The organism is Caballeronia insecticola (genome assembly GCF_000402035.1).
GTDB lineage: Bacteria > Pseudomonadota > Gammaproteobacteria > Burkholderiales > Burkholderiaceae > Caballeronia > Caballeronia insecticola.
Map to the genome: position 1 here is coordinate 39057 of NC_021288.1, position 17256 is coordinate 56312.

14 protein-coding genes and 1 riboswitch are annotated in these 17256 nt (G+C 63.3%); of the genes, 10 read left to right on the forward strand and 4 right to left on the reverse strand.

Annotated features, from left to right (window positions below):
• Positions 1-20 precede the first annotated feature (20 nt).
• The 4 genes from BRPE64_RS20910 to BRPE64_RS20925 all read right to left on the reverse strand — a co-directional run bounded on the left by BRPE64_RS20910 (position 21) and on the right by BRPE64_RS20925 (position 5394).
• On the reverse strand, positions 21-212 hold the full coding sequence (locus BRPE64_RS20910) for a hypothetical protein (protein WP_044042822.1): 192 nt from the start codon (positions 210-212) through the stop codon (positions 21-23).
• A gap of 192 nt (positions 213-404) precedes the next feature.
• Positions 405-1598 carry a porin gene (locus BRPE64_RS20915; protein WP_016346835.1) on the reverse strand — a complete coding sequence of 398 codons (1194 nt, stop codon included), beginning with the start codon at positions 1596-1598 and terminating at the stop codon, positions 405-407.
• Positions 1599-1668: 70 nt separating this feature from the next.
• Positions 1669-4083 carry a glycoside hydrolase family 31 protein gene (locus BRPE64_RS20920; protein WP_016346836.1) on the reverse strand — a complete coding sequence of 805 codons (2415 nt, stop codon included), beginning with the start codon at positions 4081-4083 and terminating at the stop codon, positions 1669-1671.
• 24 nt (positions 4084-4107) lie between these two features.
• Positions 4108-5394 (reverse strand): MFS transporter, encoded by a 1287-nt coding sequence (locus BRPE64_RS20925; RefSeq protein ID WP_044042987.1) that lies wholly within the window; start codon positions 5392-5394, stop codon positions 4108-4110.
• Between the two features lie 305 nt (positions 5395-5699).
• On the opposite strand from BRPE64_RS20925, the gene BRPE64_RS20930 reads away from it, so the two are divergent.
• From BRPE64_RS20930 to uca, 10 genes are all read left to right on the forward strand, one after another.
• Positions 5700-6098, forward strand: coding sequence for a VOC family protein (locus tag BRPE64_RS20930; protein WP_016346838.1), 399 nt, complete (start codon positions 5700-5702; stop codon positions 6096-6098).
• Positions 6099-6178: 80 nt separating this feature from the next.
• The gene (locus tag BRPE64_RS20935) at positions 6179-6841 is read left to right on the forward strand and encodes a twin-arginine translocation signal domain-containing protein (protein WP_016346839.1); all 663 of its coding nucleotides are present in this window, start codon (positions 6179-6181) and stop codon (positions 6839-6841) included.
• 50 nt (positions 6842-6891) lie between these two features.
• Positions 6892-8475, forward strand: coding sequence for a GMC family oxidoreductase (locus BRPE64_RS20940; protein WP_044042823.1), 1584 nt, complete (start codon positions 6892-6894; stop codon positions 8473-8475).
• 88 nt (positions 8476-8563) lie between these two features.
• A complete protein-coding gene (locus tag BRPE64_RS20945) occupies positions 8564-8899 on the forward strand; it encodes a ribbon-helix-helix domain-containing protein (RefSeq protein ID WP_044042824.1) in 336 nt (111 codons plus the stop codon).
• Between the two features lie 301 nt (positions 8900-9200).
• Positions 9201-9308, forward strand: a riboswitch (guanidine-I (ykkC/yxkD leader).
• Between the two features lie 58 nt (positions 9309-9366).
• Entirely contained in the window at positions 9367-10431 is a 1065-nt protein-coding gene (locus BRPE64_RS20950; protein ID WP_016346843.1) for a putative urea ABC transporter substrate-binding protein, read from the forward strand.
• A 30-nt stretch (positions 10432-10461) separates the two neighbouring features.
• Positions 10462-11277, forward strand: coding sequence for an ABC transporter permease (locus BRPE64_RS20955; RefSeq protein ID WP_016346844.1), 816 nt, complete (start codon positions 10462-10464; stop codon positions 11275-11277).
• Positions 11274-12047, forward strand: a complete 774-nt coding sequence (locus tag BRPE64_RS20960; protein WP_016346845.1) for an ABC transporter ATP-binding protein — start codon at positions 11274-11276, stop codon at positions 12045-12047. Before BRPE64_RS20955 ends, BRPE64_RS20960 begins: the two co-directional genes overlap by 4 nt.
• Before the next feature lie 16 nt (positions 12048-12063).
• Positions 12064-12771: an urea amidolyase associated protein UAAP1 gene (locus BRPE64_RS20965; RefSeq protein ID WP_016346846.1), complete on the forward strand. Its 708-nt coding sequence runs from the start codon at positions 12064-12066 to the stop codon at positions 12769-12771.
• 22 nt (positions 12772-12793) lie between these two features.
• Complete coding sequence (locus tag BRPE64_RS20970) at positions 12794-13438, forward strand: urea amidolyase associated protein UAAP2 (protein WP_016346847.1); 645 nt, start codon at positions 12794-12796, stop codon at positions 13436-13438.
• A 175-nt stretch (positions 13439-13613) separates the two neighbouring features.
• Entirely contained in the window at positions 13614-17216 is a 3603-nt protein-coding gene (gene uca, locus BRPE64_RS20975; protein WP_016346849.1) for an urea carboxylase, read from the forward strand.
• Positions 17217-17256: the final 40 nt, after the last annotated feature.

The window sequence follows — 17256 nt, forward strand, 5'->3', positions numbered from 1 at the left end:
ATGCAGGGTTCTTTATCGGGTCAGCGACCAACCGTGACGCGCTTCGCCTTACCGGTCGGATCAAGGTAGCGGCAGGCGAGGGTAATTGCGCCGCTTGCCGACACACGGACGACGAAGCCCGATAGCCGATTGCACGCGCCTACCCGTGCGATGGACGTGTCAAGGTGCTGCACGAGCGCCTGCTCAATTTTGAATGTTGCGTGGTTTGCCATTGGGCGTTTCCCTTGGGCAAGTTCTTAACACGATACGCAGCGAACGCACATGAACAAGACGCATCATATACAGCAACCCATTGTTTTTTTAAGGGGCGTGAGATGATGCGTCAGAACACGCCATGAACAAGAATTGCCTGCACAAAGGCAACGCTGATAGACCGGCAGGCTAAAGGCACCCGGCGCGCCAGATTAAAACGCGTGCCGAATCCCCACCATCGCGACGAACTGCGACGGTCCCGACGAAGGCGACGTGTTCTGCGAATCGCCGACGACCGCTACCGCATTCGCAATCGACCCACCGCCCGCGGCGCTGCCCGGCGCAACCAGCGACTTGCCGCGCGCCCGCTGGTACGCCTGCAGCGCATAGAACGTGGTGCGCGTCGAGAGGCTATACGTTTCCTCGAATGAAACCTGGTGATACTGCGCCGGATCGGTGATGCCGTTCGCCTTGCTCGCGCGCGTGTAGCTATATCCCGCCGCGACATTCACTGCCGGCGTGAGCCGATATGTAGCGATCGCGCCGTAGCTGTTGAACACGGCTTCGTCGGCGAAGCGCGAGAGTGCGCCCGGCGCGTACTGCACGTTCGAGTAGTTGAGGCCGAGCATCAGATCGTTGTACGTGTAACGCGCCGCTGCCGCGATCAGTTGCGCGCTTTCTGCGCTCACATAGCCGTTGTTGACCGGCGAGTTGATCGCGAAGGTGCCGAGCGCGGGGCTCGTCTGGATGTCCTTCAGCTTGACGTAGCCCGCCGCGATCGCCACCGGTTTCGCGTCGTAGCGCAGCGCGGCGCTGAACTGGCTGCCGCTTCTGATGCTGCCCGGCGTGCCGCCCAGCCCGTACTGCGCGCTGAACGCGAGACCCGCGATGACCGGCGACGCATACGTGATCGAGTTGTTGAAGCGCAACGTGGTGTCGAGCGCGTCGATGTCGCCGGGGTGTGCGCCGGTCGCGCCGGTCAGTACGCCCGTCGGCCCGAGCGAGCCGACCATGTTGAAGTAGGGCGTGTACTGCCGGCCGAGCGTGATCGTGCCGTAGCGGTCGTTGCTCAGGCCCGTATAGGCTTGCCGGTTGAACATGACGCCCGCGCTGCTTTGCGCGCCCGTCAGCGAATTGAAGCCGCTTTCGAGACGAAAGATCGCCTTGGTGCCGCCGCCGAGATCTTCTGCGCCGAGCAGGCCGAACTTGCTCGCCTGCAAATTGCCCTGGCTCATATAAACGTTCGAATGCCCGCGCTGATTGCTGACATACGCGAACGCGTTATCGACAACGCCGTATAGCGTGACGCTGCTTTGCGCCCACGCGGTGCCGCAAAACGTTGCAGCCGCAACAGAAAAAGACGTGAGGACGCCTACGCGCGTCTGGGCGCGATTCAAGGATTTCATTGTTGTTGGTTTCCTTTCGAACTTCGAACTTCGATTTGTCGATATAAGTTGATTAGGTCGAGTGCGTAATTCAGCCCGCAAGACGCACGGTGAGATGACGCCAGCCGTCGACGATCTGCTCGCCGAGCAATTCACCCGTCGTGCAGATCACGCTGCGCATGTCCGACGCGGGCACGCTCACGCGCACCTCGTTCTGCACGCGCGGCATGCGGCCGTGACGTTCGACGGCAATGCGCAACGTCCGCACATCGCTTTCGATGACCACGCGCCAGCGTCCCTGCATGCCGTTGCGCCAGTTTTCGCTGTCGCCGTCGTCTTCGATGCATTCGCCCTGCGCGACGCCCACGCCCGCACAAGGCAACGCGATGAACGCGCGTTCATCGGCGGGACGCGCGAAGTGCTGCTCCGCGATGTTCAGCGGAATCACGTGGCCTTCGCGTATCAGCATGACGGGGCGATCGTGCGGCGCGGGCAAGCTCACGCGCTGGCCGCCGTTGAAGACTTCGCCGCTCCAGTACGACGCCCAGCGCGCGCTCGCCGGCAAGCAGACTTCGCGCGTGTGCTGCCCCGGCTCGACCACGGGCGCGACGAGCAGCGACGCGCCGAGCATCATGTCGTCGCCATCGGCGAGGCAGAGGGGATCGTCGGGGAATTCGGCGAACATCGGACGCGACACGGGTTCATACGCGCGATGCGATTGCCACAGCAGCTCGTACAGATACGGAATCAGCCGGTAACGCAGCTTGATGAGGTCCGCGATAACCTGCGTGGTTTCGGGATACATCCACGGTTCGTTGACGGTGCCGTCGTCGTTCCATGAATGGATGGAAAAGCGCGGCAGAAAAATGCCGAACGCGACCCATCGCGCGAGCAGCTCCGGACCCGGCGCCGGACCCGCGAATCCGCCGATATCGTGACCGCTGTTCGATACGCCCGACATCGCGAGGCCCAGACCCATCTTCAGATTGAAGCGCAGCGTTTCCCACGACGTGGCGTTGTCGCCGGACCACGTCTGCACATAGCGATGCATGCCCACGCCACCCGAACGCGACACCAGAAACGGCCGCACGCCGGGCGCGTGTTCGCGTTGCGCGTCGCGCGAGGCGCGCATCATCAGTTGCGTTTGCAGGACTTTCGCCTCGCGTGCCGGGAACGCGTTGCCGAAGCCGCGCGCGATCGCGTTCGGGCTCCAGATCTCGAACTCGTTGTTGTCGTTCCACGTCGCGGCCATGCCGTGACGCAGCAGGCTGTCCTTCACGCGCGCCTTCCACCAGTCGATCGTCTGCGGATTCGTGAAGTCGAGATACGCGCCGACTTCGTCCCAGAACTGCACCCACGCGGGCTCGCCGTCACGCGTTTCGATCAGGAGGCCCGCGTCGGCGACGTCGTCGAACATCGGATGATCCTGCAGCAGACACGGCTTGATGTTCGGGCACAGGCGCACGCCGTCGCGCAGATAGCTCGCGACGAAGCCGTCGATATCGGGAAACTTGTCGCGATTCCAGTTGAACACGTAGCGTTTGCCGCCGATCGACGTATAGCCCGACGACAGATGGAACGAGTCGCACAGGATGTCGTGCTCGCGGCATCGGTCGATGAATTCGCCCATGCGCTGCTGCGCGTCGGGGGCGTCGGTGTAGCTCATCGTTGAGCCGGAGTAGCCGAGGCCCCACTTCGGCATCCACGCGGGGCGGCCCGTCAGCCACGTGAAGCGGCGCACGGCATGCAGCGGCGTTTCCGGCGACGCGATGAAGTAATAGTCGAGATCGCCGTGTTCCGCGACGAAATGCCGGTAGTGCCCGTGATAGTTGTCGAGCTCGCGGCCCATGTCGAAACGGCAGTCGGCGAGCGTGTCGTAGAAGAGACCGAAGCCCGTCGATGCGTGCGGCTGCCACGTCACGTAAAACGGAATGTGCTTGTAGAGCGGATCGGTCGTGCGGGCGCTGTAGCCCATGGCATCGACGTTGCGCATCTCGTAGCTTTGATTCGCGCGATCCAGCGAGCCGGCGCGCTCGCCGAGGCCGACGTACATCTCGTCGCGCTTGCGCTCGACATAGTGATACACGCGCTCGTCCCACCAGCCGAAGTTGTAGGCCTGCGTCTTGCGATCGTTCATCACGTGACGCCAGCCTGCGTCATGCCGAATCTCCCACGAGCAGAAGCCGCCATCGAGCGCGACGCTCAGGCGAATCTGCGACGTCTCGATCACGACGTGACCGTCATGCTCCGCGCACGTGAACGGCACGGGCGCGAAGCCGCTCGTGTCATGGCGCTCGCGTCCTTCGAGCGGCACGTCTTCCTGCCCGGGCGCGATCGCCCACGTGCGCGGTCCGCGCAGTTCGCCGTGCGGCAACACCAGCACGCGGATGATGTCGTCCGCGAGAACGAATAGTTCGATGCGCGGGCCTTCAGCGCAAGCGAGCGTGATCTGGTTGTCCGTCCGTTCCGATAGCGCGAAACGCGGACGATTCTTCAAATTGGCCATGATGTGTATCCGGTTGATTCGATCTCAGGCGGCGCTTTGTGCCGTTTCGCGTGGATTGGCGTCGCTCTTCACGCCGCGCATCAATACGATGAGCAACGCCGCGCCGATCAGGTCGAACGCGCCGAGTGCGGCGAACAAGGGCGTGTAGCCGATCGAATCGGCGAGCGCGCCGACGACGAGCGAAAAGCCCAGTCCGCCGATCCACGCCGCCATGCCCGCGAAGCCCGCGGCGGTGCCGACTTCGCCGGGCTCGAAGACATCGGCGGTGAGCGTGTTGACGAGCGCGGAGATCATCTGATGCGCGAAGCCGCCGACGCAGAACAGCGCGATGGCTTCATACGGCGACGCAACGAGCCCGATGCACGCCGGTCCGATCATCATGAACGCGCCGAGCACGACGCCCGCGATACGCGACGCGACGAGCGGCAGACGGAAGCGTTTCATGAGGAACGGCGACAGATACCCGCCGAACAAACCGCCCAGATCGGCGGCGAGAAACGGCAGCCACGCGAACATCGCGATGTGCTTGAGGTCCATGTGCCGCTCCGTGGCGAGATAGAGCGGAATCCAGAAGCTGAAGGTCTGCCACGCGGGCTCGGCGAAGAAGCGCGCCTGCGCGATCGCCCAGAAGCGGCGCGTGCCGAGCACTTCGCTGATACGGCGCTTGCCCTGCGAACGATGTGCAAGCGGCGTTTGTCCATCGACGATTGCGCCGTGCTCCTGCTTGCTGATGCGCGGATGCTCGCCCGGCGCGCGATAGAGCCAGTACCAGAACGCGGCCCAGATGAAGCCCATCGCGCCGGTCACGACGAACGCGCTTTGCCAGCCGTAGCGCAGCGACAGAAAGACGACGAGCGGCGGCGCCAGCAACGAACCGAGCGACGTGCCGGCGTTGAAGTAGCCGACCGCGACCGACTTCTCGCGATTCGGAAACCATTCCGCGACCACTTTCATGCCGGCCGGAATCGCGACGGCTTCCGACAGACCCATGAGCCCGCGCAGCGCGGCGAGCGACATCCAGCCGGCAGCGAATGCATGCGCGATGCCCGTTGCCGACCAGAGGCACGCGAACAGCGCGAAGCCGAGCCGCAGCCCGATCACGTCGATGATGAGTCCGCACACGGGCTGCATGATCGTGTAGCCGACCTGAAACGCGCCGACGACATACGAGTATTGCTGCGTGCTCATGTTCATGAGCGTCTTGAGCTCGGCGGCCATGACGCCGAGCGCGTTGCGCGACAGGTAGTTGACGATCGTGCCCGCGCAGACGAGCGCGATGATCCACCAGCGCAAGCCGATGACTGTTTTCAAGATTTGAGTCTCCATTGGTCTTGGCGGGCGAGGAGCGGCTGCGCGCTGTGCCCGTTTTAGTTGCATGACGATGATCGAATTCGAACATTCGATATCGAAATACCGCTATTTATCGTACTACTGGTGACTTAATTCAGCGCATCTGCGACAAATAGTTTCGTTTGCGCGTATAGCTTGTTCGTTTGCGCGCATCGTCGAATATGGGGTTTTGCGCGGCTCGGGGAAACGCCTAGGTCCGATTTAACCGGGCATTACCCCGTTGGCCGCGCGCCTTCCTAAACTTGTTTCATCAGGAGGAGGCGCCCATGTCAAAACTGATTCACACGATGATTCGCGTGCAGGATCTGCAACGCTCGCTGGACTTCTACGAGAAGGCGCTCGGCCTCTCTGTCGCGCATCGGCTCGACTTTCCGGATTTCTCGCTGGCCTATCTGCGCAACGACGAAACCCACGCCGAACTCGAACTCACCTGGAACAAGGGACGCGCCGAGCCGTACACGCATGGCGACGGCTACGGTCACGTCGCGGTGAGCGTCGATGATGTGAAAGCCGAGCGCGAACGCCTGACCGGCCTGGGCCTCACGCCCAACGACGTGCGCGAGTTCAAGAGCGACGACGGCGCGCTGATCGCGCGTTACTTCTTCATTCAGGACCCGGACGGCTACAAGATCGAAGTGCTCGAACGTCACGGACATTACGAATAGCTTAGAGACGGCGGTAAGAGCAGCACGGCGGCACGGAAGCACAACCATAAGCTGTTGCAGTACCCCACAAGGAGAGAGACATGCGAGACACGATCATTCCGATCGTCGCGCAGCGGCACGCGCGCGACAGTGGACATCAGCACGACGGCGGACATCCGCACGATCACGACGAAACCGCCGCCGCGCCACCCCGAATTCCGCTCACGCGACGCGAGTTTCTGCGCGGCTCCGGCGTGCTGATCGGCACGATCGCCGCTTCGTCGATCTTCGCAAGCCTCGCGCCGAGCCGCGTCTGGGCGCTCGAAATGCAGGGCCTCGACACGCATCAGGGCGAAGTGCTGCTGCAAGTCACGCGGCAAATCTATCCGCACGCCACGCTCGATGACGCCGTGTATGCGCTCGTCGTCAAGGATCTCGACGCGAAGGCCAAAGCCGATCCGGCGGTGCGCAAGCAACTCGCCGACGGCATCGCCCAGCTCGACGCCAAAGCCGGTTCCGACTGGACCAAGCGCAGCGCGAACGAACGCGCCTCGGACGTGGCCGCGCTCGCCGGCACGCCGTTCTTCAACACGATCCGCAGCACGGCGGTGGTCTCGCTGTACGCCAATCCAATGGCGTATGCGCACTTCGGCTACGGCGCATCGAGAGGCGATGGCGGTTATCTGCGTCAGGGCTTCAACAGCTTGTCGTGGCTGCCCGATCCGCCCGCGGGCGCGAGCGGCCCCGTCCCGACCGACAGTTGAATGACGCGCCTGTCAGCGGATACGAGCAGCGCAACTATGCGGAGACCGACATGGATCAGGGTAACAAGGTGCAGTACAAGCACGGCGACGGCAATGTCGTCGTGATCATCGGCTCGGGTGCGGGCGGCGGCACGCTCGCGAACGAACTCGCGCAGAAGGGCATCGACGTCGTCGTGCTGGAAGCGGGCAAGCTGCATACGCAAGGCGACTTCTCCACTTCCGAGTGGGACGCCTTCAAGATGCTTTCATGGCTCGACACGCGCACGACGTCCGGCACGTGGCGCGTTGCGAAGGACTTTCCGAATCTGCCGGCGTGGATCTGCAAGACGGTCGGCGGCACGACCACGCACTGGGCGGGCGCGAGCCTGCGCATTCAGCCGCACGAGTTCAAGGCGAAGACGAATTACGGCGACATTCAGGGCGCCAATCTGCTCGACTGGCCTATCACGCGCGCGGATCTCGATCCGTACTACGACCGCGCCGAAAAAAAGATGGGCGTCACGCGCACGAACGGCCTGCCGGGGCTGCCTGGCAATAACAACTTCAAGGTGATGTCGGCGGGTGCGACGAAGGTCGGCTACAAGGAGTGCAACACCGGCCACATGGCGATCAACAGCACGGTGCGCGACGACCGCACGCACTGCTTCCAGCGCGGCTTTTGCTTTCAGGGATGCCGCATGGGCGCGAAGTGGTCGACGCTCTATACCGAGCTGCCGCGCGCGCAGGCGACCGGGCATATGGAGTTGCGCAGCGGCGCGCATGTCGTGAAGATCGAGCACGATGCGCACGGCAAGGCGACGGGCGTCGTCTATTACGATGCGGACGGCAGGCTTCAGCGCCAGAAGGCGCGCGTCGTCGCGGTGGCGGGCAATGCGATCGAAACCCCGCGTCTCTTGTTCAACTCGGAGTCGAGCAAATTTCCGGACGGGCTCGCGAACGGCTCGGGCCAGCTCGGCCGCAACTACATGCGGCACACCACGGGTTCGGTCTACGGCGTGTTCAACGAGAAAGTGGAGATGTTCAAAGGCACGACGATGGCCGGCATCATCGAGGACGAAGCGGTGTTCGACCCGAAGCGCGGCTTCGCGGGCGGCTATCACATGGAGACGATCTCGCTCGGGCTGCCGTTCTATGCTGCGTTCCTCGATCCGGGCGCGTGGGGCCCGAACTTCACGGCGGCGCTCGACGCGTATCCGTACACGGCGGGCATGTGGATCGTCGGCGAAGACATGCCGCGCGAGTCGAACCGCATCACGCTTAACACCAGCGTGAAGGATCAGTACGGCCTGCCGGTGCCGAACGTCCACTTCGACGATCATCCGAACGACGAAGCCATGCGCGAGCACGCGTTCAAGCAGGGCAGCGCGGTGTACGAAGCGGCGGGCGCGAAGGCGACGTATATCGTGCCGCCGTATCCGTCGACGCACAATCTCGGCACTGCCCGCATGAGCGCGCGTCCCGAGGACGGCGTCTGCAACGCGCACGGTCAGACGCACGAAGTGGCGAACCTGTTCATCTCCGATGGCAGCCAGTTCACCACGGGCGCCGCCGAAAACCCGACGCTCACGATCGTCACGCTCGCCATCCGTCAGGCGGATTACATCTCGCAGCAAATGAAGCAACGCAGGGTTTGATGCAATTGCCGGTCTGAGCGTTGGGAAGTAGCTTGGTCGATGGCCGTCGTGCGCGAGCATGACGGCCCGTTTCCGGGAGGCTAACGTCATGTGTGGGGTGTATATCAACGCCGATCCGATCCTCTATGAATCGCGCACGCGCTCGCTGCGCATTCATGGCGTGATCACCACGGTCAGGCTCGAAAATCTCTTTTGGGACGTGCTGCAGGAAATCGCCGGGCGCGAGAACCTGACGACCAGCCAGTTCGCCGTCAAACTCTACGATGAACTCATCGCGCTGCGTGGCGAGGTGCCGACCAATTTCGCGTCGTTTCTGCGCGTATGTTGTCTGCGCTATCTGTCGATACGCGAGGCAAAACAAACAGCGGATGCCGAAGCCACGGGCGCGCAAGCGGTGGCGTTGCGGGTGCTGAAGACAGGATAGTCTCGCGCTCATTCGGCGCATCACTCTCGATACGCCGCGAACTTCGAACGCGCCGATGCACGACGCGCCGCTCGCCGAATGCGGCGCGGCTTGAGCGCACGTTCAAGCTGAGATAAACGTCGAAGCGAGACAGGCACTCGTTTGGTGCGCGCGTGCGCAGGACGATCGCCGTTGCGCTTCGCTTCTGTGCATGAAGTCGACAAAAACAGCGCCGATCCAGCCGATTCCGGCGTTGGCACGCTTATCGCATACACAGGCTTCAGGAGCCGGTGCAGCATCCGGTTTAGCAATCACAATCTGGCAAATGGATGACTAGGGTTCCGGTCCGCATGCAAGTCGATGCGTGACGCTGGTCCGAGAGTTGTCGACCTCGAACGAGGTTACACGGCGGGACAAAAGCCCGGGAGAGAACGCGATGCGTCGCGCCGCTCCTGCCGTCGATAACCGTTTCCTGCGAGGTCTCCCTCATGCGCGTCCGTTTTCTCGCCGCTGCCGCCGTCGCTCTCTCCCTGTGCTTTTCCACGCCCTCGTTCGCCCAGGCCCGCAAGGACTTCAAGGTCTGCTGGACCATCTATGCCGGCTGGATGCCGTGGGGCTATGCGAAGACGCAGGGCATCATGTCCAAATGGGCGAAGAAGTACGGCATCAATGTCGATGTCGTGCAGCTCAACGACTACATCGAATCGATCAACCAGTACACCGCCGGCAAGTTCGACGGCTGCGCGATGACCAACATGGACGCGCTGACCATTCCCGCGACGGGCGGCGTGGACAGCACCGCGCTCATCGTCAGCGACTACTCGAACGGCAACGACGGCGTGCTCATCAAGGGCACGGGCAAGAAGGTCGCCGATCTCAAGGGCCAGTCGGTCAATCTCGTCGAGCTTTCGGTGTCGCACTATCTGCTGGCGCGCGCGCTCGAATCGGCCGGCATGAGCGAGCGTGACATCAAGACCGTCAATACATCCGACGCCGATATCTCCGGCGCATTCGCCACGTCCGCCGTGCACAACGCGGTCACCTGGAACCCGATGCTCGCCGATCTCAAGGCGAAACCCAACGTCTCCGAAGTGTTCGATTCGAGCCGCATTCCGGGCGAGATCATGGACATGATGGTCGTCAACACGAAGACGCTGCACGACAACCCCGCGCTCGGCAAGGCGCTCACGGGTGCATGGTTCGAGATGATGCAGACGATGCACACCGCCTCGCCCGGCAGCGACGCCGCGCTCACGTCGATGGCGAAGGCATCGGGCACCGATCTCGCCGGCTACAAGGCGCAGCTCTCGACCACGGCGCTCTTCTACACGCCGCAGCAGGCACTCGACTTCGCGACAAGCCCGAACATGCCGAAGATCATGACGCGCGTCGCGCAGTTCTCGTTCGATCACGGACTGCTCGGCAAGGGCGCCGCGAATGCGGGCGCGGTCGGCATGGCGTTCGACAACGACGTGGTCGTCGGCAGCAAGGGCAATCTGAAGCTGCGCTTCGATCCGACGTACGTGCGCATGGCCGCCCAAGGGAAGCTGTGAGCCCCGCCGCATTCTGACGAGGAGAGGCCCATGCGGCTCATCAACCGACATCCCGGTCGCACCGGCGGGCTCATGCTGTTGCTGCTGCCGTTCATCGTGCTGATCGCGGTGTACTTCACCGGCTCATCGGTGCGCCTGCAGGCGAATCCCGACGACAAGCTCTTGCCGTCCGCCACGCAGATGAAAGACGCGCTGCACGAATACGCGTTCACCGAGGACAAGCGCACCGGCGAATACATGATGCTGAACGACACGGTGTCGAGCTTGAGGCGTCTCGCCATCGGGCTCGTTGCGAGCGCCGCCATCGCGCTCGTGTTCGGCATCGTGACGGGTGCGATTCCGCTCGCGGGCGCGACGCTGTCGCCGTTCATCACGGTGATATCGATGATTCCGCCGCTCGCGGTTCTGCCGATCCTCTTTATCGTGTTCGGGCTCGACGAATTGTCGAAGGTCGTGCTGATCGTGATCGGCATCACGCCGATGATGATTCGCGATCTGCAACAGCGCACGCGCGAGATTCCCGAGGAACTGTGGGTCAAGGCGCAGACGCTCGGCGCATCGAGCTGGACGCTGATCCTGCGCGTGATCGTGCCGCAGTTGCTGCCGCGTCTGTTGATCGCGCTGCGGCTCGCGTTGTGTTCGGCGTGGCTCTTTCTGATCGCGGCGGAAGCGATCGCATCGACGGACGGCCTCGGCTATCGCATCTTTCTCGTGCGCCGTTATCTCGCGATGGACGTGATCCTGCCGTATGTCGCGTGGATCACGCTGCTTGCGTGGCTGATCGACGAAGCGTTGCGCCGCCTCACGCAATGGGCGTTTCCCTGGTACCAGGGAGGCCGCGCATGATCGAGATCCGCAACCTGTGGAAGCAATACGACGATCAGGTCGTGCTGGAGCGGCTCAATCTGCATATCGCGGAAGGCGAATTCTGTTCGATGGTCGGCGCGTCGGGCTGCGGCAAGTCGACGTTTCTGCGCATGCTGCTCGGCCAGGAACGCCCGACGCGCGGCGAGATTCTGCTCGACGGCCAACCGCTGCCGCCGGAGCCGGACGCGCATCGTGGCGTCGTGTTCCAGCGTTATTCGGTGTTTCCGCACCTCACCGTGCTGCGCAACGTGATGCTCGGTCTCGAACTGCCGCATGCGCCTTTCATGGGCCGGTTGTTCGGCGCGCGCCGGCAACGCGCACGCGACGAAGCCGTTGCCATGCTCGCGCGCGTCGGGCTTGCCGATTCGCTCGACAAGTATCCGCATCAGCTTTCCGGCGGCATGCAGCAACGTCTCGCGCTCGCACAGGCGCTCGTCATGAAGCCACGCGTGCTCCTGCTCGATGAACCCTTCGGCGCGCTCGATCCCGGCATCCGCCGCGACATGCACGAACTGCTGAACGCGCTGTGGCGCGAAGCGAAGCTGACTGTCTTCATGGTCACGCACGACCTGAAGGAAGGCTTCACGCTCGGCAGCCGCGTGCTCGTGTTCGACAAAGTGCGCATCGATCCGCAGGCGCCGCAGGCTTATGGCGCGCGTATCACTTACGACATTCCGCTCGAACGCAACGGCGTACGGCAAGCGCATGCGGCCATGCAGATTCCGCCGCTGCTCGCCGTGCCCGCATAAGCGAAAGGACCTTTATATGAACGACATCCTGCTCGAAGAAACGATTCCCGGCGGCGGCCATGCATCGCTGATCGTGAAGCGCGGCCAGTTGCTGCGCTTGACCGATGTGCGCGGCGGCGCGAACGTCGCCATGCTGATGTTCAACGCGGCCGAAAAGAGCGAACGCCTGAATCTGCCGGACACCCTCAAATGCCAGCACACGGCGAAGCTGACGCGCGGCCACTGCCTCTATTCCGACATGGGCCGCGTGCTCGCCGCGATCGTCGCGGATACGTGCGGATGGCATGACAGTCTCGCGGGCGTGTCCAATGCGGCGGAAGTGGCGGACAAATACGGCGCAGGCCGCTATCAGGAACTGCGCAACGCGTTCTATCGCAACGGCACGGACAACCTGCTCGTCGAGCTGGGCAAATGGGGACTCGGCCTCGCCGATCTTCTGATGACGCTCAATCTCTTCAGCCGTGTCGACGTGACGGATGCAGGCGCGCTGAACTTCGTGCGCGGCAATTCGAAGGCGGGCGACACCATCGAGCTATATGCGCCGATGAACACGCTCGTCGTGCTGACCGCGATCCAGCATCCGCTCGACCCGAATCCTGAATACGCGCCGAAGCCGGTGAAGCTCACGCTGAGCGCCGCCGATGCGCACATCGCGGAAATCTGCCGAACCTCGTGCGATGAAAACGCGCGCGGCTTCATCAATACCGAACGATTCTTTCTTTGAGCAAGAGCCGAGCTTGACGACAATGACGACATCCACACTCACAGCCAGCACGCTCGATCCGACCAAAGCCGTCTTTCGCGAGACCTTGCCCGCAGGCGAGCCGTGGCTCAAGGAACTGAAGGCGGGACAGACACTGCGCATTCGCGACGTCGAAGGCAATCAGGCGATCGATACGCTCTTCTACAGCGCAGCGGACCCGCGCGAACGCTACGACGCGCAACGCACGCTGCGCCGCCAGCAAAACCTCTATCTGACGACGGGCACCGTGCTCTACTCGAACCTCGGCAATCCGCTGCTGACGATCGTCGCCGATACGTGCGGCCGTCACGACACGCTCGGCGGCGCGTGCGCACAGGAAAGCAATACCGTGCGCTACGCACTGGAAAAGCGCTACATGCATAGTTGCAGAGACAACTATCTGCGTGCGTGCGCGCATGACGGAAGGCTCGCGAAGCACGATATCGCCGCGAACATCAACTTCTTCATGAACGTGCCGGTGACCTCCGAAGGCGGCCTGACGTTCGAAGACGGCATTTCCGCGCCGGGAAAATACGTCGAATTGCGCGCGGAAATGGATGTGATCGTGCTGATCTCGAACTGCCCGCAACTGAACAATCCGTGCAACGCCTACAACCCGACTCCCGCGGAGCTGACGATATGGAACTGACCACGCTGCGTCGCTGGCTCTACACGATGATGAAGGCGCGCTCCGAACGTTTCATGCCGATGAAGCGCACCGTCAAGCATTGATTCACTGAACGATAAAGAACCTCTGCCGTGGACGACCACGGCACGCATGCTCACGTGGCGGGACGGCCCGCCCACGCATTGAACATCCACTCATGTTCGACAAAGTTCTCATCGCGAATCGCGGCGCGATCGCCTGCCGCATTCTGCGCACGCTGCGCGAGTTGAACGTTACGGGCGTCGCCGTCTATAGCGAAGCGGATCGCGCGAGCCGTCATGTCAGCCTCGCCGATACGGCATGCAGCTTGGGCGACGGCGCGGCGAATCTCACCTATCTCGACATCGCGAAGATACTCGACGTCGCGCGCATTCAAGGCGTGCAGGCGATTCATCCGGGCTACGGCTTCCTCTCGGAGAACGCGGCGTTTGCCGAGGCGTGCGAAGCGGCGGGCATCGCGTTCATCGGACCGACGCCCGCGCAGTTGCGCGCCTTCGGCCTCAAGCACACGGCGCGCGCAATCGCCGCCGAACAAGGCGTGCCGATGCTCGAAGGCACCGGCCTGCTCGACGATCTCGATGCCGCGCGCGAAGCGGCGGCGCGCATTGGCTATCCGGTGATGCTGAAGAGCACGGCGGGCGGCGGCGGTATCGGCATGCGCGTGTGCCGCACGGCCGACGAGCTTGCCGCACAGTTCGATGTCGTCAGGCGGCTCGGGCAAAACAATTTCAGCGATGCGGGCGTGTTTCTCGAGAAGTACATCGAGCGCGCACGGCATCTGGAAGTGCAGGTGTTCGGCGACGGCCGTGGCGCCGCCATCGCGCTCGGCGTGCGCGATTGTTCGGTGCAGCGGCGCAATCAGAAGGTGCTGGAAGAAACGCCTGCGCCTAATCTTCCTGACGGCGTCGAAGCCGCGTTATGCGATGCCGCGATCCGGCTCGCGCAAGCGGTCGCGTATCGCTCGGCGGGCACCGTCGAATTCGTCTACGACAGCGATGCCGCGCGCTTCTATTTCCTCGAAGTGAACACGCGGCTGCAGGTCGAGCATGGCGTGACCGAACAGGTGTGGGGCGTCGATCTGGTGCGCTGGATGATCGAGCTTTCGGCGGGCACGCTCGCGCCGCTCGATGTACTGTCGCGCGATCTGAAGCCGCAGGGCCACGCGATTCAGGCGCGTCTCTATGCGGAAGATCCGGGCCGCGATTTCAAGCCGTGTCCGGGCCTTCTCACCGATGTGTCGTTTCCGCCCTTCGATGGCCGCGCCTTGCGTATCGACACATGGATCGAAGCCGGTTGCGAAGTGCCGCCCTGGTTCGATCCGATGCTCGCGAAGCTGATCGCATGGCAGCCGACGCGCGATGCAGCCCGCCACGCGCTCGATGCCGCGCTCGATGCCACGCGCATCTACGGTGTCGAGACGAATCGCGCGTATTTGCGGCAGATTCTCGCGGACGCGCCATTTGCAAGCGGTCACGCGTGGACGCGTTGCCTCGAAGGCCTGCGCTATCGCGCGGCCACGCTCGAAGTGCTGAGCGGCGGCACGCAGACGACCGTGCAGGACTATCCGGGACGTCCGGGCTATTGGGCCGTGGGCGTGCCGCCTTCGGGTCCGATGGATGCACGCGCATTGCGCTTGGGCAATCGCCTGCTCGGCAACGATGATGAAGCCGCCGCCCTCGAAATCACGATGAGCGGTCCGACGCTGCGCTTCAACACGGACGCCGTGGTCGCCGTGACGGGCGCGATGCTCTCCGTCACGCTCGACGACATCGCGCAGCCGCTGAACACGACGTTCTTCGTTCCCGCCGGTGCGACACTCGCGCTCGGCGCAATCCGCGGCGTGGGCGCGCGTGCGTATCTGTGCGTGCGCGGCGGACTCGACGTCGCGCGTTATCTCGGCAGCCGCAGCACGTTCACGCTCGGTCAGTTCGGCGGACACGGCGGGCGCGCGCTGCGTGCGGGCGACGTGTTGCATCTTCATGCGCTGACGGATCGCGATGCGGGCACGTCCTTGCCCGAGACACTCGAACATCGTCTCGACGATATGCGCACGCTTCGTGTGATCTACGGTCCGCACGGCGCGCCGGAATACTTCAGCGAAGGCTATGTCGAGCGCTTCTTCGCCACCGACTGGGAAGTCCACTTCAATTCGAGCCGCACCGGTGTGCGGCTGATCGGACCGAAGCCCGAATGGACGCGCGCCGATGGCGGCGAGGCGGGTTTGCATCCATCGAATATTCACGACAATCCGTATGCCGTCGGCGCGATCGATTTCACCGGCGACATGCCTGTGATTCTCGGCCCCGATGGTCCGAGCCTGGGCGGCTTCGTCTGTCCGGTCACGGTGATCGAGGCGGACCTCTGGAAGATCGGCCAGTTGAAGGCGGGCGACACGCTGCGCTTCGTGCCCGTGGATATCGCGTCGGCACGCACGGCGGCTTTGGCGAATGTCGATGAAGTGCGCACGTTGAACGCGCACCCACACGATGCGCAGCGAACGTCACTGCATTCGCCGATCGTGCTGAACACGGGTGATGGCGACGAACGTCTCGTCGCGCGCTTATCCGGCGACACGCATCTGCTGCTCGAAATCGGGCCGCCCGAACTCGATCTCGTGCTGCGCTTTCGCGGCCACGCGCTGATGCAGTCGCTCGAAGCATTGCGCTTGCCCGGCGTGATCGATCTCACGCCCGGCATTCGTTCGTTGCAGATTCACTATCAGCCGGAACAATTGCCGCTCGATACGCTGCTCGAACACGTCGCCGCGACATGGCAGCGCGTGCTGCTGCAAAAAGACTTGCGCGTGCCGTCGCGCGTCGTGCATCTGCCGCTGTCGTGGGACGATCCCGCGTGTCAGCTCGCCATCGACAAATACATGACGACGGTGCGTCGTGATGCGCCATGGTGTCCGAGCAACCTCGAGTTCATCCGCCGCATCAACGGTCTCGATTCGATCGATGACGTGAAGCGCGTCGTGTTCGACGCAAGCTATCTCGTGATGGGACTCGGCGATGTCTATCTCGGTGCGCCGGTCGCGACGCCGCTCGATCCGCGTCACCGGCTCGTGACGACGAAGTACAACCCGGCGCGCACGTGGACTGCGGAGAACTCCGTCGGCATCGGCGGCGCGTATCTTTGCGTGTATGGCATGGAAGGGCCGGGCGGATATCAGTTCGTCGGACGCACGCTGCAAATGTGGAACCGCTATCGTGAAGTCGCGGATTTTGCGGGACGTCCCTATTTGCTGCGCTTTTTCGATCAAATACGCTTCTATGAAGTGCCCGCCGACGAACTGCTGCGCATACGCGAAGCGTTTCCGCTCGGGCGCTATCCGTTGAAGATCGAGGAGACGGAGCTGTCTCTCGCGGACTATCAGGCGTTTCTCGAACGCGAAGGCGACGAGATCGCGCAGTTCCGCGCGCATCAGCAAACGGCGTTCGAGGCCGAGCGGCAACGCTGGCACGAAGCGGGCAGCGACGAAACCACACTCGATGCGCCCGTCGCCGCCGATGCGGATGTCGCTCCGCTCGCCGAAGGACAGATCGCGGTGGACAGCGAAATCGCGGGCAATCTGTGGCAGGTTCGCGTGGAACGCGGCGCGATGGTGGAGGCGGGCGACGTGCTCGTCGTCATCGAATCGATGAAGATGGAGATATCCGTCATCGCGCCGTGTGCGGGGACGGTCGGCGAGATTCACGTCGCGCCGGGCGCGACGGTGCGCGCGGGGCAGCGCGTCGTCGTGATCGAACAGCACGCGTGAGTGCGCATGTCATATCAACGCAATTCAAGGGAACATTGAA